The 26,357-nt window shown below is 46.0% G+C and carries 25 protein-coding genes and 1 other annotated feature; of the genes, 17 read left to right on the top strand and 8 right to left on the bottom strand.

Translation table 11 applies throughout. The annotated features are described in order from the left end of the window. Positions 1–23 precede the first annotated feature (23 nt). The 6 genes from V8F51_RS15535 to V8F51_RS15510 all read left to right on the top strand — a co-directional run bounded on the left by V8F51_RS15535 (position 24) and on the right by V8F51_RS15510 (position 7,812). Positions 24–902, top strand: coding sequence for an arylamine N-acetyltransferase family protein (locus V8F51_RS15535; RefSeq protein ID WP_337101195.1), 879 nt, complete (start codon positions 24–26; stop codon positions 900–902). Positions 903–959: 57 nt separating this feature from the next. Further along, positions 960–1,223: a binding site (T-box leader), on the top strand. Between the two features lie 112 nt (positions 1,224–1,335). Then, on the top strand, positions 1,336–2,421 hold the full coding sequence (gene asd, locus V8F51_RS15530) for an aspartate-semialdehyde dehydrogenase (protein WP_337101194.1): 1,086 nt from the start codon (positions 1,336–1,338) through the stop codon (positions 2,419–2,421). 163 nt (positions 2,422–2,584) lie between these two features. Then, positions 2,585–4,969, top strand: a complete 2,385-nt coding sequence (locus tag V8F51_RS15525) for a polyprenyl synthetase family protein (RefSeq protein WP_337101193.1) — start codon at positions 2,585–2,587, stop codon at positions 4,967–4,969. 27 nt (positions 4,970–4,996) lie between these two features. After that, on the top strand, positions 4,997–5,452 hold the full coding sequence (locus V8F51_RS15520) for a GNAT family N-acetyltransferase (RefSeq protein WP_337101192.1): 456 nt from the start codon (positions 4,997–4,999) through the stop codon (positions 5,450–5,452). A gap of 45 nt (positions 5,453–5,497) precedes the next feature. Beyond that, a complete protein-coding gene (locus tag V8F51_RS15515; RefSeq protein WP_337101191.1) occupies positions 5,498–6,046 on the top strand; it encodes a GNAT family N-acetyltransferase in 549 nt (182 codons plus the stop codon). Between the two features lie 284 nt (positions 6,047–6,330). Then, positions 6,331–7,812, top strand: coding sequence for an Lsa family ABC-F type ribosomal protection protein (locus V8F51_RS15510; protein WP_337101190.1), 1,482 nt, complete (start codon positions 6,331–6,333; stop codon positions 7,810–7,812). Between the two features lie 17 nt (positions 7,813–7,829). Here V8F51_RS15510 and V8F51_RS15505 read toward each other — a convergent pair whose 3' ends face one another. From V8F51_RS15505 to V8F51_RS15495, 3 genes are read right to left on the bottom strand one after another with little or no spacing between them, the layout of a single operon-like run. Next, the gene (locus V8F51_RS15505) at positions 7,830–8,972 is read right to left on the bottom strand and encodes a Ger(x)C family spore germination protein (protein WP_337101189.1); all 1,143 of its coding nucleotides are present in this window, start codon (positions 8,970–8,972) and stop codon (positions 7,830–7,832) included. Further along, entirely contained in the window at positions 8,969–10,075 is a 1,107-nt protein-coding gene (locus V8F51_RS15500) for a GerAB/ArcD/ProY family transporter (protein ID WP_337101188.1), read from the bottom strand. The genes V8F51_RS15505 and V8F51_RS15500 overlap by 4 nt, the downstream gene beginning before the upstream one ends. After that, positions 10,060–11,496, bottom strand: coding sequence for a spore germination protein (locus V8F51_RS15495; RefSeq protein ID WP_337101187.1), 1,437 nt, complete (start codon positions 11,494–11,496; stop codon positions 10,060–10,062). Before V8F51_RS15495 ends, V8F51_RS15500 begins: the two co-directional genes overlap by 16 nt. 174 nt (positions 11,497–11,670) lie before the next feature. Between V8F51_RS15495 and V8F51_RS15490 the strand changes: the two genes are divergently transcribed. Then, positions 11,671–13,053 carry a stalk domain-containing protein gene (locus V8F51_RS15490; protein ID WP_337101186.1) on the top strand — a complete coding sequence of 461 codons (1,383 nt, stop codon included), beginning with the start codon at positions 11,671–11,673 and terminating at the stop codon, positions 13,051–13,053. A 99-nt stretch (positions 13,054–13,152) separates the two neighbouring features. On the opposite strand, the gene V8F51_RS15485 is transcribed toward V8F51_RS15490, so the two are convergent. Together V8F51_RS15485 and V8F51_RS15480 are read right to left on the bottom strand one after the other, a co-directional pair. Continuing rightward, positions 13,153–14,169: a zinc-dependent alcohol dehydrogenase gene (locus tag V8F51_RS15485; protein WP_337101185.1), complete on the bottom strand. Its 1,017-nt coding sequence runs from the start codon at positions 14,167–14,169 to the stop codon at positions 13,153–13,155. A gap of 173 nt (positions 14,170–14,342) precedes the next feature. Further along, positions 14,343–14,876: a TetR/AcrR family transcriptional regulator gene (locus V8F51_RS15480; RefSeq protein ID WP_337101184.1), complete on the bottom strand. Its 534-nt coding sequence runs from the start codon at positions 14,874–14,876 to the stop codon at positions 14,343–14,345. A 199-nt stretch (positions 14,877–15,075) separates the two neighbouring features. Here V8F51_RS15480 and V8F51_RS15475 point away from each other — a divergent pair, with 199 nt between their 5' ends. From V8F51_RS15475 to V8F51_RS15450, 7 genes are all read left to right on the top strand, one after another. Next, the gene (locus V8F51_RS15475) at positions 15,076–15,837 is read left to right on the top strand and encodes an SDR family oxidoreductase (protein WP_337101183.1); all 762 of its coding nucleotides are present in this window, start codon (positions 15,076–15,078) and stop codon (positions 15,835–15,837) included. A gap of 176 nt (positions 15,838–16,013) precedes the next feature. Beyond that, on the top strand, positions 16,014–16,592 hold the full coding sequence (locus V8F51_RS15470) for a TetR/AcrR family transcriptional regulator (protein WP_337101182.1): 579 nt from the start codon (positions 16,014–16,016) through the stop codon (positions 16,590–16,592). Between the two features lie 107 nt (positions 16,593–16,699). Then, a complete protein-coding gene (locus V8F51_RS31590) occupies positions 16,700–16,900 on the top strand; it encodes a hypothetical protein (protein ID WP_442956437.1) in 201 nt (66 codons plus the stop codon). A gap of 12 nt (positions 16,901–16,912) precedes the next feature. Continuing rightward, positions 16,913–17,188 carry a hypothetical protein gene (locus V8F51_RS31585; RefSeq protein ID WP_442956436.1) on the top strand — a complete coding sequence of 92 codons (276 nt, stop codon included), beginning with the start codon at positions 16,913–16,915 and terminating at the stop codon, positions 17,186–17,188. A 166-nt stretch (positions 17,189–17,354) separates the two neighbouring features. Continuing rightward, a complete protein-coding gene (locus V8F51_RS15460) occupies positions 17,355–17,687 on the top strand; it encodes a 2-keto-3-deoxygluconate kinase (protein ID WP_337101181.1) in 333 nt (110 codons plus the stop codon). Continuing rightward, the gene (locus V8F51_RS15455) at positions 17,688–19,430 is read left to right on the top strand and encodes an ABC transporter ATP-binding protein (RefSeq protein WP_337101180.1); all 1,743 of its coding nucleotides are present in this window, start codon (positions 17,688–17,690) and stop codon (positions 19,428–19,430) included. Next, on the top strand, positions 19,420–21,267 hold the full coding sequence (locus V8F51_RS15450; RefSeq protein ID WP_442956439.1) for an ABC transporter ATP-binding protein: 1,848 nt from the start codon (positions 19,420–19,422) through the stop codon (positions 21,265–21,267). The genes V8F51_RS15455 and V8F51_RS15450 overlap by 11 nt, the downstream gene beginning before the upstream one ends. A 23-nt stretch (positions 21,268–21,290) precedes the next feature. On the opposite strand, the gene V8F51_RS15445 is transcribed toward V8F51_RS15450, so the two are convergent. Next, entirely contained in the window at positions 21,291–21,854 is a 564-nt protein-coding gene (locus V8F51_RS15445) for a TetR/AcrR family transcriptional regulator (protein WP_337101179.1), read from the bottom strand. A gap of 229 nt (positions 21,855–22,083) precedes the next feature. Here V8F51_RS15445 and V8F51_RS15440 point away from each other — a divergent pair, with 229 nt between their 5' ends. Next, on the top strand, positions 22,084–22,473 hold the full coding sequence (locus V8F51_RS15440) for a MerR family transcriptional regulator (protein WP_337101178.1): 390 nt from the start codon (positions 22,084–22,086) through the stop codon (positions 22,471–22,473). Between the two features lie 39 nt (positions 22,474–22,512). Further along, positions 22,513–23,553 (top strand): NAD(P)-dependent alcohol dehydrogenase, encoded by a 1,041-nt coding sequence (locus V8F51_RS15435; protein ID WP_337101177.1) that lies wholly within the window; start codon positions 22,513–22,515, stop codon positions 23,551–23,553. 59 nt (positions 23,554–23,612) lie between these two features. Here V8F51_RS15435 and V8F51_RS15430 read toward each other — a convergent pair whose 3' ends face one another. Continuing rightward, positions 23,613–24,740: a glycoside hydrolase family 88/105 protein gene (locus V8F51_RS15430; RefSeq protein ID WP_442956435.1), complete on the bottom strand. Its 1,128-nt coding sequence runs from the start codon at positions 24,738–24,740 to the stop codon at positions 23,613–23,615. A 155-nt stretch (positions 24,741–24,895) separates the two neighbouring features. Here V8F51_RS15430 and V8F51_RS15425 point away from each other — a divergent pair, with 155 nt between their 5' ends. Further along, positions 24,896–25,735: an AraC family transcriptional regulator gene (locus tag V8F51_RS15425; RefSeq protein WP_337101175.1), complete on the top strand. Its 840-nt coding sequence runs from the start codon at positions 24,896–24,898 to the stop codon at positions 25,733–25,735. A 70-nt stretch (positions 25,736–25,805) separates the two neighbouring features. Here the strand turns inward: V8F51_RS15425 and V8F51_RS15420 are convergent, their stop codons facing one another. Next, positions 25,806–26,327, bottom strand: a complete 522-nt coding sequence (locus V8F51_RS15420) for a C40 family peptidase (RefSeq protein WP_337101174.1) — start codon at positions 26,325–26,327, stop codon at positions 25,806–25,808. Between the last annotated feature and the right edge of the window lie 30 nt (positions 26,328–26,357).

Below are 26,357 nucleotides of genomic sequence, written 5' to 3'. Positions count from 1 at the left end.
GCAAGAGTGGAGGCTGATCTCATTTGTATACGCTGACGCAAGAAGAAATAATGGCTTATCTGCAGCGAATTGGAATCGCGGAACATCAGCCGCCAACAAAAGCTTACTTGGTCGCTCTTCATGAGGCGCATGTTCGAACACTTACTTGGCAAACCATAGATATTTTTACAAGAAAACCTGCTATGATCGGATTTGAGCCATCCGTACAGCTGATTCTAAGCGGTAGGAGCGGTTATTGCTTTCATTTAAACGGGGCGTTTAGCGCACTTCTTCATTCTTTGGGATATCAGGTTAACCTGCATCGTGCCGGCGTTCAGCCTTTGGGCTTAGAACCGCGAGTGAACTCGTTCCACTTGGGACTCAGCGTCGATTTCAATGACGAGCAATCGAAGCCTGAGAAGTGGATCGTGGATGTAGGACTCGGGGATATGCCGTATCACCCGCTGCCCCTGCAATACGGTTCATACGAGCAAGGCCCATTGCGTTATAAGGTGACGGAATCATCGGTCGTGACGCCAGGCTGGAGGCTCGAGCATGATCCGAACGCTTCTTTTGTCGGCGTAGATATTGATGCTGAAGTGCTGACTGGGCTGGATGAGTTCTATCCGAAGCATGAGCATTACAGCCGTTCACCAGAATCTCCATGGTTGAATATATTTCTAATAAGACAACGCGATGCGGAGGAAAGCAATGAGCTTCGCGGCTGCATCTGGAGCAAGCGAGACCGAAACGGGGTGTCAAAAACCGAATTGGTTAATGAGTCGCAATGGCTTAGCGTAATAGCAGACGTGTTCGGAGAAAAGCTCGTTCACTACGACAGCATCGAACGAAACTTATTATGGAAAAGGGTTGAAGCTGACCATCAAGCATGGAAGGCTTTTAGAGCTGAAGAAATTAATTAATTTATTTTCAAAAAAAATGTTTACCTTTGAAAAGTAATTTGATAATATAATCGCATATGAAATGCTATGAAGAGACGAGTAAATAAAGGGATACTTTCACAGAGAGCTCCGTCCGCTGAAAAGGAGCAAAGCGTACTTTATTGAACAAAGACTCAGAGCAGCGCATGGGAACCGTGAACAACGGGGATCATGTGCCAGGAGCTCCTGTTACAGAGCTAGAGTATAAGCATTGCTTGGCAATGTCGTACTCGAAGAGGCTAATATGGCGACATATTGGCGAATCTGGGGTGGTACCGCGAGTATAATAATCTCGTCCCTAAGACATCAGTCTTGGGGGTGGGATTTTTTTGTTGCCTTTATGGAAAGGATAGCTTGCAAGTAACATAGTATAGGTTGCCCATTCATATTTCATGCGAAAGGATTTGAAGAGCAAATGTCACAATTACTCAAAGTTGCTATCGTCGGAGGAACAGGCATGGTTGGCCAACGCTTCGTTCAATTGCTCGACGGTCACCCATGGTTCAAAGTAACAGCAATCGCTGCCAGCGCGAGCTCGGCCGGCAAAACATATGAACAATCCGTACAAGGTAGATGGAAGCTAGCTACCCCAATCCCTGAAGAAGTGAAACAAATCGTTGTTCAAGACGCTTCCAAAGTGGAAGAGGTTGCGGCTGACGTAGACTTTATCTTCTGCGCGGTTGATATGAAGAAAGATGAAATTAAAGCGTTGGAAGAGGCCTACGCGAAGACAGGAACGCCGGTAATCTCCAACAACTCGGCGCATCGCTGGACAGCGGACGTTCCGATGATCATTCCGGAAATTAACCCAAGCCATATGGACATTATCGCAGCACAACGCAAACGCCTTGGAACTTCGACCGGATTCATCGCCGTGAAGCCGAACTGCTCCATCCAAAGCTATGTGCCGGCGCTTCATGCGCTGCAGGACTTCAAACCGACGACAGTCGTAGCATCGACATACCAGGCGATCTCCGGAGCAGGCAAAAACTTCACCGACTGGCCGGATATGCTCGACAATGTTATCCCGTATATTGGCGGCGAGGAAGAGAAAAGCGAGCAGGAGCCGCTTCGAATCTGGGGCAGCATCGAGAACGATCAGATCGTGAAAGCAAGCGCTCCATTGATCACGACGCAATGTATCCGCGTACCGGTAACGGACGGACATCTCGCAACGGTATTCGTATCGTTCGAGAACAAACCTTCGAAGGAAGAAATTCTTGCTCGTTGGCAGAACTTCAAGGGCCGCCCGCAAGAGCTTGAATTGCCTAGCGCGCCTAAGCAATTCATTACGTATTTCGAGGAAGAGAACAGACCGCAGACGAAGCTGGATCGCGATATCGAGAACGGTATGGGCGTATCGGCGGGCAGATTGCGCGAGGACTCGTTGTATGATTTCAAATTCGTAGGCTTATCGCACAACACGCTGCGCGGCGCGGCTGGCGGCGCAGTACTGATCGCCGAACTGCTGAAAGCGGAAGGCTATATTCAAGCTAAATAAGGATATAAAGATCAAAAAAACAAGAGCGCAGATCTAATTGCACTCTTGTTTTTTTGTTCATAATAAGCCAACATAAGGAATGAGCTCAAAGTGCTCCGTAACCGGGATCAATTTGGCGCGTATTATTGTTTTATCATAAACAGAAGGTGAGTTAATCTATCGTATGAATGTGGGAGTATCCGAACGTTCCGATACATGGTATAACAATGCTGAGGAGAAGGCGGCTCAGTATTTTCAATCGCTTTCGGCGCAGGTTGCAAACAAGTCCTATGTGACAACCTTGACGGAAGACATTCGATTATGGCAAAAGGTTCATGTCAAACCTCACTCTTTGCTTACGATGCTTACGCGATTAAACAAGAGACCGGAAGCTCATGATTACAGCAGATATATCCGCTGGCTGAGCGACAACGGGAAGCTGGATAGTTATTTGGATCGAAGCGTATCGTATATTTATATGAGGGATTTAGGCAAGGCGCTGCATTCTTCCGATGCAAAGGACCAAATAAGAGATATAGTTAATGACGTTAAGAAACATTTGCTGCGCGGTTCCCATACGAAGCATGACGAGCAGCCGCAATTTATGAATATGCACGGTCTATATCGTTGGGCCCAGAAGGAAGGCATCGAGAACGCTGCTATTTGGGTGATCGGCAAGATACGGGCCGTTACCTCGATTATTCCGGAAGGAATGAATGCGGAGCAAGCTGTCCGCAAACTGATCAAGCTTATTGTCGGTGTCGTCATGCATGTCATGGACGACATGGACAGTTCCGTATTGCCGGCAGATCGTGCCAAGCGGTTGGATGAAGCGATCAGACTCGGTTATTCCTATGGCCTGACCTATCCATTCATTGATGATCTGCTCGACTCAGGAGTGTTGAATCAAGAAGAGAAAAAACAATATTCTCAATTGATCCGTGCGACGCTTATGGATGGAGCCGTACCGGATATGAAAGAATGGAACGGCAACAATAGAGAGCTAGTGCATTTCGTGCACGCAGAGCTGCGCGACGCATTCGAATATATTAAGCGGCGCCAACTGCCGGATACGATGCAAGCCTTCACGGAACAGTCCTATGTTTTTTTTCATTCACAGGATCTAGACCGTATGAAGGTGCTTCACAATTCAAGCTACACGAATGAGGAGCTGTACTTGCCTGTTATCATTAAGTCGTCCTCTTCAAGGCTGATTGTTCGTTCCGTTATCGGTTCTGATGCAGATGACGGTTTCGATCAACGAACATTTTATTATGGAATTTATAATCAGCTTGCTGATGATTTTGCCGATATGTTCGACGATATGAGGGACGGAGCGGTCACGGCTTATACTTATTATTTATCTTATCGTGACAGCCGTCCTGATCTCATAAATCCGTATGAATTGTATTGGGCGGTCATCGCTTATTTGATTCATAATGTATATGACTCCGATGCCAAGTCTCGTGAGGTGCTGTTGTCGCGTGCCATTAACGGCCTTAAGCGCTGCAAGCAACGTGTCGGTGATGTGAAGTATAACGAGATCATGGAAATATTTGCTTCGGGAAATCCGGCGTTCAATCGACTCATTCAACGTATGGTCGGCCGAGCGGACAATATTGATTTTTATGACAAATTACTGCGGGATCAGATGTTGGACGTTCTTAGAAACGACAGGCAGGAGAAGGAGCAGTTTCTAGAGACGATTAAGAATGTACGGGATCAGATCAATAGCCATCTGCCAATATCTAAGCCAAACGGGATTCCCGCCATGAAAGAAACGCTGATTGACGCTGCCAACTATAGTCTGAACGGGGATGGCAAGCGAATTCGCCCTATACTGACTTGGGTCATGGGCGTCAATGAATACGGATTGAGTCCTACAGGGATATTGCCGCTTCTTAGATCGCTCGAATATATGCATACCGCTTCCTTGATCTTCGATGATTTGCCGTCGCAAGATAATTCTTCTGCCCGCAGAGGGCGCCCAACGCTGCATCAGCTTCATAATAGCGCTACAGCGGAATTAACGGGACTGTATCTCATACAGAAAGGGATTGAAGAGCAAGCGTCGCTTGTCGCGTTCGATGCCAATAACGTGCTTGCAGTGATCCGTTATTCCTCCCAGAAAGCTGCCGACATGAGCGCGGGCCAAGCGATGGATTTGAATGCTAGAGGCAAAGAGCTTACGCTTGCGCAATTGAACACGATTAGTTATTACAAAACGGGAATTGCTTTCGAAGCTTCACTCGTCATGCCGGCCATTCTTGCCCAGGTTGGGGAGTCGGAGATACAATCGTTGAAGAAGTTCGCGTATCATGCGGGAATCGCCTTCCAAATTAAGGATGATTTACTTGATTCGGAAGGGGATGTTCAAGTGCTTGGCAAGCCAGCAGGTCAAGATATTGCGAACAACAACTCGACCTTCGTAACCGTTCTTGGCGTGGAGGATGCGCGTAAGACGATGTGGGATCATTATTGTCTAGCGATGGAAGTACTGAGAGATATTCCTCGCAATACAGGTTTCTTAAAGCAATTATTGAATTATTTAATTACTCGTGATAAATAGGTTGTAAGACGTAGGAGTGGAGACGCTATGGATATCAGAGTGGATGATTTATCCGGATCGAAAGTGATTGCTTTGGTTAATTATCATCTTCAAGGGATGCACGACAATACGCCGGCTGAAAGTGTGCATGCGCTGGGACTTGCCGAACTAAGAAAGCCGGATATTACGTTTTGGAGCGCTTGGGAGGAAGAGGAGCTGCTTGGTTGCGGTGCAATCAAGCAGCTGGATCCGAAGCATGGAGAGATTAAGTCCATGCGCACGGCTGCCGAGCATCTTCGAAAAGGAGTAGCCAAAAATATTTTGCTGCAAATGCTCGAGACAGCGAAAGCTAGAGGGTATGAGCGTTTGAGCTTGGAAACGGGGAGCACGATCGATTTCGAGCCGGCGAGAATGCTTTATGAGCGCCTGGGCTTCGCCTACTGCGGGCCGTTCGCGGACTATACCGACGATCCGCTCAGCGCCTTTATGACGAAGGAATTGTAAGTCAACTTATGGGATCAACGAGAAGCAACGAAAGCGGGGATAGCGATGACACAAATCTTCAGCATCGAGAAAGCGACCCTCCTGAGCGGAGCATTTACAATAGGACAAGCTAAGCAAGAGGACACGGAAGAGATTCTAGCGCTCTTGATGGAGACGGCGAAGTGGCTGCAAAGCAAGGGTTCTACCCAGTGGAGCGCACTGCTAAGCGGGGAAGACTCGCATGATACAGCCGGAGCGATCAGACGAGGCGATGTCTTCCTTGCCAAGGCCGGGGAGACAGCGGCAGGTATCGTTATTCTGATGCGCGAGCCAAGCGAGTGGGATCTTCGTCTTTGGGGAGATGCAGCGAGCTCATACGATCGCTCCATCTATCTGCATCGTCTTGCAATCAGCCGTAGTTATGCGAAGTCGGGGCTTGGCGAAGCCATTCTGCAATGGTCCAATTCAGGCATATTGTTCGAAGGCAAGGACGTTGTTCGCTTAGACTGCATAGCGGACAATCCGACCTTAAATGATCTATACAGTCGGAACGGATATGTGAAAAAGGGACTAACGGATGGCTTCAACCTATACGAGAAGCCGGTTGAATTATGAAATAAGGTATGGTAAGATACTTCTAATTTAAGATTAACGATTGGGGTTGAACGGAATAATGTAATATTTCTTGCAGCGAGTATACATGGATAAAACGATTAAGGCGAGTTTATTTCGTCTGTTTTATTTGTTATATGCAAGAAAGTTACAACGTTCTTCATGACTCAATCTAAATATCCTTTTCCTAATCCGCTTAGCGGGTTGGATTTGCTGTATTTATTTGAGCTACAAGAAAGTAACTTTCTTGTAGCTCTTATTTTTTTACTTACAGGAGGATATTATTTATGTCATTAATAAATGTGTCGAATTTGACGTTTGCCTACGACGGCAGCTATGATTTTATATTTGAAAACGTAAGTTTTCAGATTGATACCGATTGGAAATTAGGTTTTACGGGAAGAAACGGCAGAGGGAAAACAACCTTCTTGAACTTGCTTCTAGGCAAATATGAGTTCAGCGGCAGCATTTCGGCCAAGGTCGGCTTTGAGTACTTTCCGTTCCCCGTTGAGAACAAAGAGAATAATGTGTTGGACGTTATCGACGAGATTATACCGGATTATGAGCACTGGGAATTGATGCGCGAGCTTTCTTTGCTAAAAGTAACCGAGGATGTGCTATATCGGCCATTCGATTCCTTATCGAACGGGGAGCAGACGAAAGTGCTGCTGGCGGCGTTATTTCTGAAGGAAAACAGCTTTCTGCTTATTGACGAGCCGACTAACCATTTGGACATGGAGGCTAGAAAGCTTGTCAGCCGGTACTTGAGTTCGAAAAGCGGTTATATACTCGTGTCCCATGACCGTTCTTTCCTTGACCGGTGCGTCGATCATATTCTTTCGATCAATAAGACGAATATTGAAATACAGAAGGGGAATTTCTCCGATTGGTGGGAAAATAAACAACGTCAGGATAACTTCGAGCTCGCCGAAAACGACAAGCTGAAGAAGGACATTCATCGTCTGTCGGAAGCGTCTAAACGTACGAGCAATTGGTCGCATGAAGTGGAGAAAACGAAAAACGGGACAAGAAATTCAGGTTCAAAGGTCGATAAAGGTTATGTTGGCCATAAGGCTGCTAAAATGATGAAACGCTCGAAATCGTTGGAGCAAAGGCAGCAATCGTCCATTGATGAGAAGTCGCAACTGCTCAAAAATATCGAGAGCTCGGAGAAGTTGAAAATTGCCCAGCTTACTTATCATAAGAAACAGCTCGCCGAACTTGAGCATGTTTCGATCCAATATGGGGAGAAGACGGTCTTTTCGGACATCAGCTTTACGATTGAGCAAGGGGAGAGAATCGCATTAACGGGCAAAAACGGGTCCGGAAAGTCAAGCCTCATCAAGCTCATCTGCGGCGAGGATTTGTCGTATACCGGAACTTTCAGACGGGGCAGCCAGCTTAAAATCTCTTATGTGTCGCAGGACACCTCGCATTTGCATGGCAATCTGACAGAATACGCAAGACAAAGCGGCATTGATGAAAGCTTGTTCAAAGCGATCTTACGGAAACTGGATTTCGCCAGAGTGCAATTCGAGAAAGATATATCGTCATACAGCGGCGGTCAGAAGAAGAAGGTGCTCATTGCCAAGAGTTTGTGCGAGAACGTCCATTTGCTAATCTGGGATGAACCGCTTAACTTCATCGATGTCATTTCCCGGATGCAAATCGAGGAGCTGCTGCTGGAATACGAGCCGACTATTCTGTTCGTAGAGCATGACAGCGAATTCTGCAGCAATATTGCAACGAAGACGATAGCGCTGAAGTAGATGATTACAAAGGAAAACTACTTCAACAACCCGCTCCCATTAATATGGACGATGAACTCTGGCTTAATTTGTATGTTGCGGTACTCTTCGTCCCAATCCATACGATTGCTTCGCTTCGGATGGAATGCCGACATTTGACCTTCTATGCCAAAAACGTCGCAATTGGCTTTCAACAGCTTCTTGGTTATCGCTTCGGCTTTCCTATTAAGCGACGTCGCAATCGCCTTGCTTAACTTTTCCTTTTCCTTCTCGACGCCGGAGATATAGGGATAATGAACGATTTCAACATATAGATGAACCTTGATGGAGCAAGTAATCGCTTGACTTGCTTCATCAACGGTTACTTGCATGTTCCGCTTCATACTCATCGTGTTGAACGAGATTATTTCCTTGGTGGACTCCTCATGTTGGTTGTTTGAACGAATCGGCTCGATCTCCACATTGATGATAGCCGTCTTAGAAAGCTCATTCATTAAGAGCAGCAACAAGGTGGAATCTTCGCCGGTTATGGTCTCGCCCGTGAATCGATCACCGTGAAACAAAGCGATACTGTCGAGAATTAGATTTTCGGATTGTTTCATTCTGATTAAGGGCAGAATCGTATCCCGGCTGGTGTCGAGCATTTTGGACCAAAGCGTGTACAGCGATTGAACTGGGATCGTGGTACTACGTTCAGCCCCCTTGATCGTTTGGAGAATATCGAATGAAATCGGACTTTTCTCCAGCTTATCCACCGATAATATACGGACGGCGGGTTCAAGACTAATAATAACTTTGGAGCCGATATAGCTTTTGGAGTTGCGGTAAAAATATTCTAGAGGCTCATATATGCCTTGCTTGGCCAGCTGTTCATTGATGATAATAATATGTGTTTTATTTCCGACGGTTTTGCCTGCGAGCATATTGTCAAGCTTAACCCCGATTTCTAGAAGCGATTTTCCCGAAGATTGAACAAGCTCGTCTTGTAATTTGAATTGCCCCGCACCTTTGCTTTCGAGGCGCAAAGCTCTAACCGTACCTACGATGTTATTGTTTTGTTCCAGATCCAAGCCTACTCCGCTAATAATTCTTTGATCTACGATATGGTTTGTATCCCAGCAACCGGTCAGCGTCAAAGGCATAAGCAGGAACATAATAATTGTGACTAACCTCTCTCTCATGACGGACACCTTTTAGTAACTTTTTTGAGAAGAAACGATAGCAGCAGCATGAACGCAGGCACACCGCCGATGACGACAAAGTAACTATTTTGAATCCATTGGCTGACTTGATCTAATTGCTCCAGCGTCGATAAATAATAACCCGCTATAAAGATCACAGCACTGCTGACAATAACCGATTTCCGATAAAAACGCGGATTATTACTTAAGCTTTTGCCGGCTATATATAGATAAGCAATGATAGAGGTCGTCATAGGGACGATCCATAACGACAGAAAGATGAGGTCCAAACGTTCAACCAATCGAAAGGCCAGTCCTTTGAGCATGAACAGGAGCGGAGACTGGAGCTGCTTTAATGCATTCGGGCTGAAGCTTAGCAGACAAATGAGAACGAAGTAGGTATACAATATCGTAACGAACAAGTTGGCGAAAGAAATGACCTTCAATAACCCTCTCGTATCACTCTTTACATAGGTAAAAGCAAACAAGACGATTTCAAACCCAATCATCGAAAGAAAAGTATGATGACTTCCCTTAACAATATCGAGAAAGTTGGATTTCGCAATTGGAAGCAGGTAAGTAACATGCATGTCTTCCTTCAAATTAAGTAAACTCATCAATATTAATATTGCAAAAAGAAAGGAGGAAACAACAAAAAAACGTGAAATAATCTTAATATCCTCAAGCGCTAGAAACAGACATGTAGCTACAATGAGCACAAGCAACGCCCATTTAGGTGTTTGAGGGAGCAGCCAAATATTAATCATTTCGGTGTACAGGGTGGAGGAAAGACCAGCAATGACCATGCAGCAAATACCAAAGAAGATGTTATATGCCTTCCCTGCTATGTTGCCGAATAGCTTTATTGTCATCTCGGAAAAATTATGATTCGGAAATCTCTTGTACAATGCCCAATAGATAAGTAATAGCAACTGTACGGCAGCTCCGGCGATCAAAGTAGAGATCCAACCATCCCCGTCAACCGATTGATACATATCGGATGGCAATGATAATAAACCAATTCCGACCTGGCTCTGGATTATCAAGAAAAACAATTGAAATTTAGATATCGATCCTCGCGCGGTGCTCAATTTTTTTTCCACCTCTTGAAAAATGACATTTGACCGCCCTCGAAGCCAGGTTTAATATGTCGCTTCCAATCGGGCAATCGCAATAAAGCATGTTGAAGTCGTTTTGGACGGAAATTCGTAAAAGGATAAAAATAGGGTTCGCCAAACGTTTCCAGTTTGCACAAATGCATGACGATAATCATCAACATAAGCACGATTCCAAAAAATCCGAAGAGGGACGCTGCTATCATCATCGGAAATCCCAATATGCGCAGACTTGTTCCAAACTCGCTTAACGGAGTGACGAAGGAGGCTATGGCGGTCAATCCGATGACGACAATCATCGTATTGGAGATCAGATGTGCTTCCACTACCGCGGTTCCAATGACGAGTCCCCCAACGATGCCGATGGTTTGCGAGATGGGCGACGGCAAACGGATAGAAGCCTCCTTTAAGATCTCAAGCGTGATTTGCATGACGAGCGCCTCTAAGATAGGCGGAAACGGGACGTACGTCAATGAAACCTTAATGGAATAAAAAATGCCTAAAGGAAGAATCTCGGAATGAAACGACACGATGGCAATGTAAATGGCAGGCAAAGTAATGGCGAAAATAAAGCTGATCAGTCGTATCAGACGGTAAAAGGTGCCTGCTAACCATCTGCTCGTATAATCGTCTGATGATTGATAAAAAGAAAAGAAGCTAATCGGGACAACTAATACGTTCGGACTCCCGTCAACGATAATACATAGCTTTCCTTCCATTAAGTACGAGATCACGCGATCGGGCCGTTCTGTTTTCAACGACTGGGCGAAGGGGGACAGAGGATGCTCCTCAATCCACTCTTCGATATTTTCGATCGAATAGAGATGATCTGTTTCGAACGCGGCTATTCTTGCGGCGCATTCTGCGACAATGTCCGGGTTAATGAGCTCGTCCATATATAACATGGCAACACTCGTATTGGTAAGCTTGCCTATTTGTTGATACTGTACTTTCAGCTTAGTACTTCGAAGTCGCTTTCGGATCAAATAGATATTCGTATTGACACTTTCTACGAATCCTTCATGCGGCCCTATGACGGTCTGCTCTTCTTTGGGTTCTTCTATAGAACGGCCCAACGTTTCCGCAACGCTTATAAGAGTAGCGGTGGCATCGTTATTTGTTAAAAGGATGCAAGAGCCGGCGAGCAGGGCGTCAACAATGATAGCGAGATCGCTTGTCCGATGAACAGCGGCAGATGATACGATATCATTGGCATTGCCTGGATTCTCGATAACTAACGGTTCAATGATGCCGGAATGAATCAATTCTGTTTTCACGAGTGTATTCAAGTATAAGATCAGGCAGGTTTGGTTATGTACAAGCAATTTTTTCTGAGTGAAGTCCTCAGTGTTCGAGAACTGATGCTGTATAAGGGCAGCATTGTGATGAATATCGTTTGTTAACTCCATGACGCTGCCTGCTAACATGTTTCACCTCGATTCACATTTTTATTTCAATATGCCCAATTTGTTCGGAATGTATCATTTATTCAAGCTCATTCAATTTGCTGAGCAACATTACTAGAGCTGCTAACGTCTAAAACTTCAATGTAATGGAATTATTTACATAGGGAGGAAAATCGAATGCGTAAAGGATTTATATTTTTTTTAATTGCTATTTTACTCGTCATGGTCAATATACCGGACGCAGCGGCTAGTGCTTCAACCGAACTTCAAGAGGATGCAGCTGGCAAGCAACCGATTCCACTTGTTATAAATAACTTTTTTGTCCTTTTTCCCGGGGAGAAAGCGCCTTTTATCAAGAACAATCGGTTGATGGTACCGTTGCAGCCGTTTGCGAATGTAATTGGAGCATGGGTAGAGGAAAAGCAATCCAGCACATCACCATATTACAAAATGTGGACGAGCCTGACCCCCGAGGCGGTCAGCGGTTTACGACCAGGTGATAAATCAGCCGTATTTGGAGGAGATATGCGCCTCAGTATCGATGTTGCTCCAGAATTTCGTGCTGGCGAACTCTTTGTTCCTGTTACTCCCTTACTAGCCGGATTCGGCTCCAACTATGAGCTGCGCAGACATTGGCAATATCGAATGCTAGTTATCTCGGATCCTGCGTATCGAAGCCTTTTGCCGCAGGTCAAGGATGAAGACGTCCAGTATCCTGATTACCCGCATCTCTTATCAGACACGGCCTATCCGCTCATACCAACATGGCTGACCCAATCCCAAGTCAAAAACAGTGAGGGTAGGCCTGTAAATCGTTTAACATTGACGCTTGAACGTGTTGACGGTTTGGGCGAGAAAGTAGAATCAATCGAACTGGTTATCATATCTGTTGATCATAATGGAGAGACATCTAGATGGGATAAAAAGCTTCCTATTAATAATGACCCTATTCGAACATTCCAATTCGAAACAGAGAATAAGCCTTCTTATGTTCTTGTTCAGGCGAAGCCGGTCTTCAAAGAAAAGCCTATTTATCCGACAGGCTTCGTGCTTCAAGTGAGCATGGCTTCGGTGATGGCGAAGTTCTATGAGAATCGAGGAGGCATATTTGATAGCTTTCGTCTATACCCAGTTGACTTTCGAGTCGACCCGTTAGAGACAATTCTGACAATGCGCAAAATTTCTTGGGACAATCGAGTCGTCACTGCTAAGGATATGAGTAATATCGTGCAAGCTATCTATGACCTAGCAGGCAGGTCGTTTCCAATTCGAACTATTGTTGAAAACAGGTCAGATGTTCCTTATATAACCGGAACGATTTCGGCAATCGATCAAGCGGGTCAAATTCTAATCACTGAAAGCCAAGAGGGAGGTTCATCATCACGTAAGTTGCTTGGTTCCCCAGAATGGGACTTGTATATCCATGGCAATGAATCTAATGTGATGTTGAACCGGTCGGACTTGAAGATTGGCATGAAGGTGAAGACCTGGATTACAGGTAAACCCGTTATAAGTAGTGAAGTGGAGCAGGCAAAACTGCTGGAAATCATTGTAGATTAATCATAGTGTATAACGGCAACCGTATATTGTTTTTTAAAAAGGACCTCAAACTCCGCTGTTATGCGTGGGATGAGGTCCTCGAATATTCCGTTAGACTTATTAAGTCATATCGACAATCACTTTAACCGTTCCTTTAGCTTCGATCGCTTTGTTGAAAGCCTCTCCGATATCGTCGAGCTTGTACACATGCGTAATGAGACCGGCTAACTTGTCCTTTTGATTGCCCAGATGCTCAACGACCTTCGAGATATCTTCATGCGTATAGCCGCTTGCACCTTTGATTTGCACTTCTTTGGACATGAGTTGCACAAGGCTGACGGGCACTTCGGATTTGTACACGGCAATTACCGAAATTCTAGCCTGAGGTTTCGTTATTTTCATGACATTTTCGAATAATGGAGGAGCGCCTGCCGCGTCGATGAATACATCGACATTCGGCACATTTTGTCCATAAACACTAACGATTCCAAAATGTTTGGCAAGACCCTCATCAATAGTTTCTTTGCTTGTATTTACGGTAAGGGCACCTAATTCGGCTGCCTTATTTAAGCGCCATTCATCAATATCGACCACGCAAACCTTCGTCATGCCTTCCGCGATCAAGCTTGCCGCAGCCGTAAGACCGATTGGTCCAGCACCCAAAACGACGATGTTATCGGACGGCACCGGATTTGCGCTGAATGCGCCATGACGTCCAACGCTCATCGGTTCCATGAGGGCTGCAACCTCTAGCGGTATGCTGTCTGCCATAGCATACAGGTTATAATCGAGCGCCGCATCTTCTACAACTACATATTGCGAGAAGCCGGAGCATTCCAAGGATTTGTACCTTCCGACTTTTTTTGCCGTGATCGGATTTATTCCAACATGCATGCCGATTGTCAGGCTTGACGATACTTCTGCACCGACCTCGACCACTTCGCCTACCATTTCGTGTCCGAACTCAGAACCGAGGCTAATGCCCATATTGCCGGCGCCGACCTTAACTATATTAATGTCTGTGCCGCAGATGCCGCTTCGCAGGTTACGAACTAAGACGTCCTTTGGCCCAATGCTGGGAATTGCTCGCTCTTCCACCCGAATATCGTTTTTACCATAATAAATCGCTGCTTTCATCGTATAAAGTCACTCCTTCTAGTAATAGGAACTGACAATATCGTAATCGTTTTCAAACCCTGGAGCAAACGACAACAGAGGCCGTTTCGTCATTTAAACTACACAATGAAATCGTGTGTAAATTTAGAGCATACATGTTAGACAGACAGCCGCTAAATTTTTTCACATAACAGCTAGAGATTGAATTTGATAATTTGCGATGCCAAATAATGCGGTGAATACGGCATATCATTGCCAAGCCACAGTGATATGGTGCCTACGAGCGCTGAAGCGCCATACCATGCCGTAATTTCTCTTGGGACAGTGCTAATTGGATTTTGTGCATTAGAATGGGAAGATGACTTGTATTCGCTGCTTTTCGAAATGAGCTCAACCATTAATTCAAGAAATTTTGGCGTGAATACAGGTATTTTTTTGGACACTAATAACACTTTATAGACTTTAGCATGGCTTGCGATATACTCCATTAAGTTCACGAGCGTTGAGCGCACATAATCGTTTATATTTTGTTCCTTCTGCTTTTCTAATAAGATAGCTTCGATTTCATTGATCATTTCGTTCACGAAGCTGTCGATCATATCCTCTATGTCCTTGTAGTGGAGATAGAAGGTTACGCGGTTGATTCCCGCTCTGGTCGTTATGAGGTTCACGGATATTTTTCTGAATTCGACCTCTTGAATCAATTCGAAAAAGGCGTCATGAATCAATTGTCTTGTTCGAATAATCCTTGGGTCTAAGGTATGGGTGTTGTGCAAAGGATCACCTCATTTTCGTGTAGATAATTTACATGTGTATATTATACTACAGCTGTTAAAATTGCGAAACAAATGGACGTTGACAAGGTCATGCAAAAATATCTATAATTTTATTGTACAGTTGTTCAATAAATCGCTGGAGGGATTCATTATGCGTTTAGAAGGTAAAGTAGCGGTTGTAACAGGCGCCGCATCCGGTATGGGTAAAGCTATTGCGGAGTTGTATGCAAAAGAAGGAGCAAGCGTCGTCGTCTCGGATTTGAACATCGAAGGCGCGGAAGCGGTTGTAGCAAGCATTAAGTCAAACGGAGGCAAAGCCATTGCCGTGAAAACGAATGTGGCGGACCTGAACGATGTGAATACAATGATCGATACAGCCGTTAACGAATTCGGCACGCTCGATATTCTGGTCAACAATGCCGGTATTATGGATAACATGGCTGCTGTAGGCGATGTGAATGACGATAAATGGGATCTTATCTTTGATGTGAATACGAAGGGCGTTATGCGCGCGATTCGTAAAGCGCTTCCGATCTTCTTGGAGAAGGGCAAAGGCGTTATTGTGAATACCGCTTCTACGGGCGGCTTCAGCGGTGCTCATGCGGGCGCTGCTTATACGGCTTCCAAACATGCGGTTGTCGGCATTACCAAAAACACAGGTTATATGTATGCCCAAAAAGGTATTCGCTGTAATGCGATCGCGCCAGGCGCGACGATGACGAACATCACTTCTTCCATTAACAATATGGACGAGTTCGGCGCTTCGCGGACCAAATTGACGCAAGGGGTCATTCCTCGTTTGGGACAACCGGAAGAAATCGCTCAAGTCGCTCTGTTCCTGGCATCGGATGAATCAAGTTTCGTGAACGGCGCAATTATTGCGGCAGATGCGGGCTGGACTGCAGGCTTCTAAATTCATCAATCTACTATCATGTGAATCCAATCCATAGACTACAAGCAGCGCTCGCTGCCTGTAGTCTATTTTTCTTTTCAGATTGCTACTTACACCGTATAATTATTGAACAGATATGCATGAAATTGTATGATAAACGAATAATAGCTTTGCATGATAAGAGGGGAACAGAGGAAATGAATGAGAACGACCTAAGAGTCATTAAGACGAAAAAAGCGCTGCATCAAGCGCTGCTGGCATTATTGAAATCCAAAGCGCTCGAATCGATCTCCGTCTCCACCTTATGCAGGGAGGCAGCCGTGAATAGAGGTACGTTTTATTTGCATTACAAGGACGTGGGAGCATTATTCGACGAGCATCTCCATCATTTGCTTAAGGATCTGGAGGAGTCTTTCTATGAGCCTTACCGGCTTGTGCCTGATCTCATTTCGAGAGGGCTTGATCCGTCAACGATTCGGATCTTTCACCATGTGAAAAAATATCAGCCGTTTTACGAGATCGTTTTTGATAAAAAATCATCGTTATCTTACTATTATTCGTTGCTGGACAAAATCAAAAGCCTCATTACGGACAGTTCCCCGATTGCTAAAGTCGCAGAAGGAGACATTTCCATGATGGTTACCTATCAAGCGAATGCGATTATGGGGTTGCTCATTCAATGGTGCATGGACGGCTTTGCCCGCAGCCCGGAATCCATGAGCGAACAGCTCACCTATTCCTTAAAGCTGCAGCAGAAGGGGCTAACTTTTGAGTAGGCAGAATGATGCGCAATGCTAATTGAGCAAAGTTCACAAACTGTTCACTTATGCGGACACTTCCTCTTTTTTTATAATGGGTAAAGTAAAAGAGAGGATGATAGAGAGTGCCAGAAACAAAGAGAGAAGAATTTTATTTTGGGATGATGATGTGTATCGGGATGGTTATCTTCATGACGAGTTACAATTTGATTCGGAATGATTTGATTGGGACGATTTCAATCGCAGACGTTATCATGCAACTTGTTGTAGGTTTTATTGTCGCATTTATAATTGAATGGTTTGTGGTAGGTCCGATTGCCAAGTAGATTGCCTTCTCATTGCCTTATGACAAATCCAAGAAGGTGCTTGTGATCGTTTCGTTAGCCTTCTTTATGGTAAGCGGCATGGTGCTGTGCATGTCTTTATTTGGATTAGCCATGGCATACTTTGCTGACCAATTACACGGGAATTCACTATTCCAAAGCTATGTGTCGAATGTTTGGCACAATTATGTCATTGCTCTCCCGCTCCAGCTCATCGTTATGGGGCCGTTGGTTCGCTATCTGTTCGTCAAATTCGTGAAAAATAAAATGTCTGCACAGCCCGTTGGATAATATCCGAAATAACTGCTAACAAATAAGCCGCTCTGGATTGAGCGGCTTATTTGTTGTTTGAATCGGAATCAAGCTTGACATTCATCGATAGCGTCGTATACATTTGTATACATAGAGTTTGTTGTATACATATGTATACAACACACGACGATGAGGAGGATACACAATGCGTGAAGGACACGGACATAGAGGCAGACACGGCCATAGGGAGCATGGAGAGCACCGGGAGAACGGCCATCATCACCATAAGAGCGCACAAACGTTCCGGAGAGGCAGAGCACTCGCCTTTCTGGAGAAGCTTCAAGTAAATCAAGCGACACTTAAGCGCCAGCTGATTGATCCTGAGCTTGAAAGCATTAAAGCAGTCATCAGCGGTGAGTTAAAGGCAACAGAATCGATTATGGATGAGTTTATTCATATGTTCCAGCTTCATGAGACTGCCTCTGAGGAGCAGGCTGAAGAAGTATTTCAAACGACGAAAGGGCATGAAGGTGACTGAATGTGGAAGCTTAAACGATTTTTGAAGCCGTATTGGCTGTGGTGCCTATTAGCGCCGCTGCTGATGGTTGTCGAGGTGGCAATGGATTTGCTGCAGCCGTCGCTTATGGCAAGTATAGTGGATAATGGAATTATGAGTAATGACCTTTCCCATATTATGAAGACTGGATCGCTAATGATCGGCGTTGCCTTAATCGGTTTAATCGGCGGAGTTGGTTGCACCATATTCTCCAGCATCGCCTCTCAAAATGTCGGTAATGATCTGCGGATTCGGTTGTTTGAACATATCCAGACGTTATCGAATCGGAATTTGGATCAGTTGAAAACGGGATCTCTAATCACTCGTTTAACGAATGATGTGGTGCAGTTGCAAACATTCGTGCAGATGATTCTCCGAATGATCCGGTTTCCGTTGCTTTTCATAGGCAGCTTGGTGATGGTTTTCCGAATCAGCCCTTCGCTTGCCCAGATTCTCGTTATTGCCGTACCGATTCTATTCATTATCTTGTTTGGACTCATCCGGTTATCCTTTCCGTTGTTTGAACGTATGCAAGCTAAGCTTGACGGGGTTAATGTCGTTCTGCAAGAAAATTTGACTGGTATCCGTGTCGTTAAGGCATTCGTACGTGCCAAGCATGAACAGCAGCGATTCAATGCAGCGAATAAGGACTATACAGAAACAGCAATAAAAGCCGTAAGATTAATGGCGTTAAATATGCCGCTTATGATGCTTGTGCTGAACGTTAGCATTGTTGCCGTCCTTTGGTTCGGCGGCTTGCAGAGCTGGAACGGCAAGCTGACGGTCGGTGAGCTGGTTGCCTTCATTAACTATGTTACCCAGCTGCTGATGTCTATGCTCATGCTGAGTACGATGCTAACCTTCGTCTCCCGGGCGAAGGTTTCGGCATATCGGGAGAATGAAGTGTTTGCTTCGGCAAGCGAGATTACAGAGCCTTCTAACGCGAGCGGTGAAGCCATTCTCACAGGACAGATCGCTTTCAACAACGTTTCATTCGCCTATGATCAGAGCGACGAAAATCTCGTGCTGGAAGGCATTGATTTCACCGCGAAACCTGGAGAAACCGTTGCAATTCTAGGAGCTACCGGAGCCGGCAAGTCAACGCTCGTTAGTCTCATTCCGCGGCTTTATGATGTGTCCACAGGCTCAATTACAATCGATGGAACAGACACGCGTTCGATGAGCCTTGATCATTTGCGCAGCCGGATCGGATTCGTCATGCAGCAAACGATTCTGTTCAGCGGCACGATTCGCGATAATATTCGTTACGGAAGGCCCGATGCAACAGACGAAGAGGTTGAGGAAGCCGCCCAAGCCGCCCAAGCTCATAGCTTCATCACTGAACTTCCGGAAGGGTATGACACCTTGCTCGGTCAACGAGGAATCAATCTATCCGGAGGACAGAAGCAGCGGCTATCGATTGCGCGCGCCTTCCTAAGCGATCCAGCTATTCTGATTATGGATGACAGTACAAGCGCGTTGGATGCGGCAACAGAGTCACGGCTCCGGCAGCATATGAAATCGCAACGACGCCGCAGCACTAACATTATCATTACGCAACGGATTTCGACTGTTATGGACGCAGACCGTATATTAGTTCTAGATAACGGCAAGATCGTTGCACAAGGCTCGCATGAGCAATTGATGCACAGCAGCGAAATATACCGGGATATTAGGCAATCACAGTTGAAAGGAGAGGAAGAGATATATGACCATGCTAACTAAGAGCAAGGATGCTGAATCTCCCGGTAGGTCGACTGAATTATTCGGAAGAATGCCAGGTCATGGCCCAGGTCCAGGACGCGGCCCTGTACCGAAAGCGCGCGCCAAAAATCGAGGAGCAACGATCAAACGCATCTGGGCGTATATGAATCGCCAGCGGTCCGGTCTAATCATCGTATATGTGTTCACCGTACTTGGTGCGATCCTTACTTTGATCGGTCCGTACCTGATGGGTCAAGCGATTGATCATGCTGTCATTCCCGGCGATTATGACGGACTGATTCGTTATTGCTTGCTTATTCTAGGCATCTATGTCCTGGGAAGCGTTATCGCATGGGTGCAAGCGTATGTAATGACATTCGTTTCGCAGAAAACGGTATTCGAGCTGCGTCGCGATTTATTCGGCAAATATCAGGAGTTGCCAGTGCCTTTTTTTGACACGCATGCGAACGGGGAGCTCATGAGCCGGGCTACGAACGACATCGAGAACGTGTCCAATACGCTGAATCAAAGCGTGACGCAGTTGCTGAACAGTCTGATTACGCTAAGCGGTTCACTCGTGATTATGCTCATGCTGAATGTTCCTTTGACCGTCGTATCGCTCATCACGATTCCTTTAGTCCTTATCGCCAGTCGCAAAATCATTGGCATCAGCAGTAAATATTTCAAAAAACAACAGCGGTATTTGGGCGAACTGAACGGGTACATCGAGGAGACGATCAGCGGACAGAAGGTAGTCAAGCAATACCGCAGGGAAGAGCTTGAAGTGAAACGATTCCGGGCGATCAGCGGAGAGCTGAATAAGGTTGGTATCAGAGCGCAGATCATGTCGGGACTTGTAGGTCCGACTATGAACATGATCAATAATCTCGGCTTCGCAATCATTGCCGGCGTTGGCGGGTGGATGGCTTTTCATGATCTGGCTACGGTAGGCGTGATCGTTAGTTTCCTTAACTATTCGAGGCAATTCGGCAGACCGATCTCGGAGCTTGCCAACCAATACAATCTTATCCAGTCGGCTATCGCAGGTGCCGAACGGGTATTTGAAGTGATGGATAGGTCTTCCGAATACGAGCAAGCTAATCATATGGAATTGCCAAGACTGTCTGGAGAAGTTGCATATCGCGATGTGTCCTTCGGTTATAAAGCAGACGTTCCGATACTGAGCGGAGTAACCTTCGATGCGAAGCCAGGCGACAAAATAGCGCTCGTCGGTCCAACGGGCGCCGGCAAGACGACCATCGTTAATTTGCTGATTCGGTTTTATGAGCTGAGCGGGGGCTCTATTCTTATTGACGGCCATGATATCCGAATGCTGGACAAAAACGCTTTGCGCAGCCAGATGGGGATGGTGCTGCAGGACGCGCACTTATTCTCGGGGTCCGTACGGGACAATATTCGCTTCGGAAGACTGGACGCATCCGACAAAGAGGTGGAGGAGGCTGCCAGGCTGGCGAATGCCGAAGGGTTCATATCCAGGCTTCCTCACGGTTATGACACGACGCTAAGCTCGGAAGGCGGCAATCTGAGCCATGGACAACGACAGCTGCTGACCATTGCGCGAGCGATTCTCGCCGATCCGGCCATTCTCATTCTAGACGAAGCGACAAGCAGCGTGGATACTCGTACCGAAATGCATATCCAGCAAGCGATGAAAACGTTGATGAAAGGGCGTACCAGCTTTGTGATCGCACATCGATTAAGCACGATTCAGGATGCGGACCGGATTCTCGTCATGCAGCAAGGGCGGATTGTCGAGCAAGGCAATCATGAACAGCTGCTGGAGCTTCAAGGCGTTTACAGCGAGCTCTATAATAGTCAGTTCATGCAGGCTATTTAGGAAGATTAGTCATGTGTCGAGATTTATTTCTCGCCCTTGATTAATTGCGTAATCTGATTGGCCATATAGACAGGACTGTATGGCGTTTTTTCCTTCAGCCACCAGGTTACGATTCCTAATGTCGATGAGGCTAATACCTCGTTAAGCACATGGAATTGTCTGCCTTTCGATCTTCTTTCCTCCCCCCATTCCGTGATAATGCCCATCAGCATAGCGAACACGCGATCGTGGAACGCTTTGTTGTCCAACATTACCGTATATAACCCGGCATTGCGATAAAAGTGTTCCAAAAATGAAGTAAGCACCGGATGCGACGAGGGGGTGGGGGGAGACTTCTTGATCGCCTCGATTGTAATCGTCTGGTACATCTCACCCAGCACATCCTCAATCATGTGCTCCATCAAATCGTCAATGCTGTCGTAATGCAAATAGAACGTTGCGCGGTTCAATTCAGCCCGATCGGCGATCGTTTGGACGGTCAGCTTGCTTTTGTCCGGATCTTCTTGAATTAATGCGATAAGCGCTTCCTTAAACATTTTCCTCGTCCGTTTAATTCGAGGATCTATTTTGTCGTTCTCGGATTTCATCGATTCCCATCCTTATGTCTATTTTTGCGGCCAATCTTGATCATGCTAGTATCTTATCAGCACTGTATCTTTTAATCAACAATACGTCTATAACGCTCGGCATGGGAGTATTGCCTGCTTCACTTTTTTATTTTTAGAAGCAAGGTATTGACTTGGAGTTAACTCCAAGGTGTACACTTCAGTAGTCAGCTGGTAGGCAGCTTTAGTTATTTGAAGGAGGTGAACCCGCATGCTGACCATTGCGGAAGTGAGCGACAAATTCGAGCTTTCACAGGATACGCTCCGTTATTATGAACGAATAGGTCTGATTCCGCGAGTCAATCGCAAAAAAAGCGGATTCCGAAGTTATACCGAAGAAGACTGCAGATGGGTTGAGTTCATTAAATGCATGCGTAACGCAGGTCTGCCTGTTGAAGTCTTAATCGAGTACGTCGCTTTGTTTCAACAAGGGGATGAAACGCTCGAGGCTAGGAAAGAGCTTCTTATTGAGCAACGAAGGCTGCTAAACTCGAGAATTGAGGATATGCAAAATACGATGGAGCGGCTGGATTATAAGATTGAACGGTATCAAGAAGCGGTAGTGGACAAAGTAAACTTGCTATCTAGACCAGAGAAGTAATGGCTAAAGATAGGCATTAGATTAAGGAGAGAAAACCATATGTGCAAAACCCATGCATTAAGCGTACCAACTGCAAAAGCGCCTTTTGAGAAAACGACGATTGAGCGGCGAGAGCTGCGGCCTAACGACATCCTAATCGATATCAAGTATTGCGGTATATGCCACTCCGACATCCACAGCGCTTACGATGAATGGGGAGGCGGTATGTTCCCTATGGTTCCGGGACATGAGATGTCCGGCGTGGTAACGAAGGTAGGGACGGCCGTTACGAAATTTGCTCCCGGCGATCGCGTTGGCGTCGGATGTTTCGTTGACTCGTGCGGCACATGCGAATATTGCTTAAGCGGTGAAGAACAATATTGTACGAAAGGCGTTATAAATTCGTATAATTCACTAGACTACGATGGCAATCTCACCTACGGCGGTTACAGTGAGCATATTGTCGTGAAGGAAGAGTTCGTTGTCCGTATACCTGACAAGCTGGACCTGGATGTTGCCAGTCCGCTATTATGCGCAGGCATTACGACGTACTCTCCTTTAAAAAAATGGAACGTCGGTCCGGGCAAGAAGGTTGCCATCGTGGGAATGGGCGGGCTGGGACATCTTGCTGTCCAGTTCGCGCATGCACTGGGAGCGGAAGTAACGGTACTCAGCCAGTCCAATTCCAAACGAGACGAAGCGATGGAGCTCGGTGCAGATCATTATTATGCCACAAGCGATTCAACTGTGTTCGCTGAGCTTGCTAACCGATTTGATCTTATCCTTAATACCGTATCTGCAAATTTGGACGTTGATGCGTACTTATCTACGCTGCGAATTGATGGAACGCTCGTCAACGTCGGAGCGCCCTCCGAGCCGGATTCGTATCAAGTGTTCTCGCTAATCATGAGTCGCCGCAGCATAGCCGGTTCGCTTGTAGGCGGCATTCGTGAAACGCAGGAGATGCTTGATTTCTCCGCTCAGCATGGCATCGCCCCGAAAATCGAAGTTATTCGCGCAGAGCAAGTAGACGAAGCTTTCGAGCGCATCCTTCGCAGCGATGTGCGTTATCGCTTCGTCATTGATATGGCGACCTTGTAACGGTTATTGTTATAAATAAAAAGCTGAATCCCGCTACATGCGGGCTTCAGCTTTTTTGTTTATTGAACCGATTGAGCAAGGTTCATCTCAACGCACATGAGAATGAAAGCGCCTGCGCCATGCAGATCGTTCTCGCTGGTCGGACGGGCAATATAGTGGGCATAATCGCCGATCCCCGTACCAATACATATTTGACCGATGATAACATTGCCGTTCTCGTCGAACTTCAGCGTATCAATGACGCCTTGATAACCCTTCCATGCATATTGCAGGTACCTGGCGTCTAGATGACCCAATCGCACAGCCTTGGCAATCGCGTGAACGTACAACGAGGTACAGGAGTTTTCCAGCCAATTATCGGCCAGGTCGCCTTTGTCCACCACCTGATACCATAAGCCCGTAGCCGAATGCTGATAGGCAGTCAGTGCGATAAGCAGGTCTTGCACAATCGTTATGAGCGCAGCTTTATCCTTATGGTCCTCGGGCATATGCTCGAACATTTCGAGCAGAGCGACGGGATACCAGCCGATCGCGCGTCCCCAGAACTGTGAAGCTAGGCCCGTGACCGGGTCAGCCCAGCTTGCGGATTTGGTCTCGTCCCACCCGTGGTACAGCAGGCCGGTGACGGGGTCCTTCGTATGCTTCTCCATCAATAAAGCCTGATGGGTCATCCTATCAAAATATTCGCTATCGCCGAACGTCTTCCCGAATTGTACAGCAATCGGTCCGGCCATATACAAGCTGTCGAGCCACATTTGATTCGGGTAATGTTCCTTGTGCCAGAATCCTCCTGACGGATTCGTCTTCCATGTCTTGAACAGCGGAACGAGGTTGTATAACGCCTTCTTATACTTTTCATCTTTCGTTTGCTCGTAGAGGTTAAAGAGCAGCACACCTGGTTGAATATCGTCGAGCTCATCAGGATTATGTTTCTTGAAGCTGCCATCCTCAAGAACTTGGCTGTCCACCCAGCGCTTAATATATTCGTAATAGCGATGGTTGTTAGTCTGCTGCCAGCATTTCTCCATGCCGGACAGAAATACGCCTTGATGATAATGAAAGCGACCGGGCGGCAGCGACTCCGGCTCATATTTGAACATTAATGCCTCGCAAGCTTTCTCGGCCCACTGTATGGGAGTCAGTACCGCTCGTAAATCCGCTTTCGTATTGGATGATGATGCATTCATCTTCCGCATGCCTCCTTCATCAATTTATAGAACTATAGTAGCATGATGAATATGTACATTTTTTGCTTGAAACGAGTATTTCTTCTTATATCTTGCGCTGGTGAGTTGAAATCGTATAATGGAGAGATAATTGGCGGGGAGGAGAGAGGCGCATCATGGACAATTTTTTATATGACAACGGTCAGGGTAGCTTTATGGTGTCGTATCGGAAAGCATTGAGCCATCATATGCCGATCAGCCATTTTCACAGTACGTATGAAATCTTTTATCTGATGTCGGGCAACCGGGAGTTTTTTATTAAGGATCGATCGATGCAGGTTGATGAGGGGGATGTCATTATTATCTCTCCGAATATTTTGCATCGCACAATCAATGCGGCAATGCCTAAGCATGAGCGGCTTATCGTAAATATTTCCGAGAGCTATATGGCAGCGGTTAATCGTTCTTATATGGAGCTGCTCCAGCCGTTGTTGTCACGAGAATACATGGTTATCAAATGTTCCTTGCATGATCAGCTCGTCATTAAGTCGCTGTCGCATCAGATCATGCAGGAGATGCTGGATCAGAAACCCGGCTTTGAGATGTATATGCAGACGTTGGTAATACAGCTGCTCATCATATGCTGTCGGCATGTTAGGCAAGACATCAATGGACACTTGGAGTCGCCAAGCCTCATGCACGAAACGATCTCGAACATTGTAACGTATATCAACAACCATTATGGGCAGGAGCTGTCGCTGCATCTGCTAGCTGAGAAATTTTACGTCAGTCCTTATTATTTGAGCCGTACCTTTAAGGAGGCGACCGGCTTCACGTTCGTGGAGTATTTGAACAGCGTAAGGGTGAAGGAGGCGAAGAAGCTTTTAGAGCAATCTGGGATGAAAGTAGGCGTGATTGCCGCTAAAGTAGGCTTCGGAAGTGTTACTCACTTTGGCAGAGTGTTCAAGTCGGTGACCGGTTATGTACCTTTGCATTACAGGAATGGAAAGAGTTAGAGGGGATTGGGATGACCTGATAGGTGATAACTTGGACTGTTAATCCCCTCTAAACTAGAAGCAGCTGTATTTATTTGATGACGCGTCTTGCGACTACAAATCTTTGTTTGTACCAGTTGTTCGTATAGATGTTCGTAATGACTACGTCGCGTGCTGCTGTAAGATTGTGAATCATTTTGCCGTCGCCGATGTAGATACCTACATGGCCGACGTCGCTTTTGTTCTTGCTGTTAAGCCAGAAAAATACGAGATCGCCCTTCTGAAGATTGCTCCACGATACTTTCGTACCTACTTTAGCTTGATCGTCATCGTCTTTGTTTACGAGCGATACCCCGATATTGGCAAGTCTGTAAGTTAGGTATGTGAATCCAGAGCAGTCTGTTTTGTATGGAGGCTTCACTTCTTGTCTTTGTTTCCAGTTCACATATTGTACTTTGCTTTGCAGCGAAAGTGCTGTTTGAACGACTTTATTTTGTTTCGCCGTTACGGATGCCGAGGCAGCATCCACATTGGAAGTTGCAAATAAGGAAGTGGCAGGTAAGCTGACGGCTAACATTAAGATAGCTAATTTTGTTTTAAAGCCTTTTTTCATGATCGATCATCTCTCCTCGTTGTTCGTCTC

This window comes from Paenibacillus sp. YIM B09110 (genome assembly GCF_037167145.1).
GTDB lineage: Bacteria > Bacillota > Bacilli > Paenibacillales > Paenibacillaceae > Pristimantibacillus.
Note: the sequence above shows the minus strand (reverse complement) of the source record. Positions and strands in the feature narration are given on the sequence as shown.

What these genes read in the sequence shown, in the direction of transcription:
- asd (WP_337101194.1), top strand. Translation starts at nt 1,336, where the DNA reads ATGTCACAATTACTCAAAGTTGCTATCGTCGGAGGAACAGGCATGGTT.
- V8F51_RS15525 (WP_337101193.1), top strand. Translation starts at nt 2,585, where the DNA reads ATGAATGTGGGAGTATCCGAACGTTCCGATACATGGTATAACAATGCT.
- V8F51_RS15520 (WP_337101192.1), top strand. Translation starts at nt 4,997, where the DNA reads ATGGATATCAGAGTGGATGATTTATCCGGATCGAAAGTGATTGCTTTG.
- V8F51_RS15515 (WP_337101191.1), top strand. Translation starts at nt 5,498, where the DNA reads ATGACACAAATCTTCAGCATCGAGAAAGCGACCCTCCTGAGCGGAGCA.
- V8F51_RS15510 (WP_337101190.1), top strand. Translation starts at nt 6,331, where the DNA reads ATGTCATTAATAAATGTGTCGAATTTGACGTTTGCCTACGACGGCAGC.
- V8F51_RS15505 (WP_337101189.1), bottom strand. Translation starts at nt 8,972, where the DNA reads ATGAGAGAGAGGTTAGTCACAATTATTATGTTCCTGCTTATGCCTTTG.
- V8F51_RS15495 (WP_337101187.1), bottom strand. Translation starts at nt 11,496, where the DNA reads ATGGAGTTAACAAACGATATTCATCACAATGCTGCCCTTATACAGCAT.
- V8F51_RS15490 (WP_337101186.1), top strand. Translation starts at nt 11,671, where the DNA reads ATGCGTAAAGGATTTATATTTTTTTTAATTGCTATTTTACTCGTCATG.
- V8F51_RS15485 (WP_337101185.1), bottom strand. Translation starts at nt 14,169, where the DNA reads ATGAAAGCAGCGATTTATTATGGTAAAAACGATATTCGGGTGGAAGAG.
- V8F51_RS15475 (WP_337101183.1), top strand. Translation starts at nt 15,076, where the DNA reads ATGCGTTTAGAAGGTAAAGTAGCGGTTGTAACAGGCGCCGCATCCGGT.
- V8F51_RS15470 (WP_337101182.1), top strand. Translation starts at nt 16,014, where the DNA reads ATGAATGAGAACGACCTAAGAGTCATTAAGACGAAAAAAGCGCTGCAT.
- V8F51_RS15460 (WP_337101181.1), top strand. Translation starts at nt 17,355, where the DNA reads ATGCGTGAAGGACACGGACATAGAGGCAGACACGGCCATAGGGAGCAT.
- V8F51_RS15455 (WP_337101180.1), top strand. Translation starts at nt 17,688, where the DNA reads ATGTGGAAGCTTAAACGATTTTTGAAGCCGTATTGGCTGTGGTGCCTA.
- V8F51_RS15450 (WP_442956439.1), top strand. Translation starts at nt 19,420, where the DNA reads ATGCTAACTAAGAGCAAGGATGCTGAATCTCCCGGTAGGTCGACTGAA.
- V8F51_RS15445 (WP_337101179.1), bottom strand. Translation starts at nt 21,854, where the DNA reads ATGAAATCCGAGAACGACAAAATAGATCCTCGAATTAAACGGACGAGG.
- V8F51_RS15440 (WP_337101178.1), top strand. Translation starts at nt 22,084, where the DNA reads ATGCTGACCATTGCGGAAGTGAGCGACAAATTCGAGCTTTCACAGGAT.
- V8F51_RS15435 (WP_337101177.1), top strand. Translation starts at nt 22,513, where the DNA reads ATGTGCAAAACCCATGCATTAAGCGTACCAACTGCAAAAGCGCCTTTT.
- V8F51_RS15430 (WP_442956435.1), bottom strand. Translation starts at nt 24,740, where the DNA reads ATGAATGCATCATCATCCAATACGAAAGCGGATTTACGAGCGGTACTG.
- V8F51_RS15425 (WP_337101175.1), top strand. Translation starts at nt 24,896, where the DNA reads ATGGACAATTTTTTATATGACAACGGTCAGGGTAGCTTTATGGTGTCG.
- V8F51_RS15420 (WP_337101174.1), bottom strand. Translation starts at nt 26,327, where the DNA reads ATGAAAAAAGGCTTTAAAACAAAATTAGCTATCTTAATGTTAGCCGTC.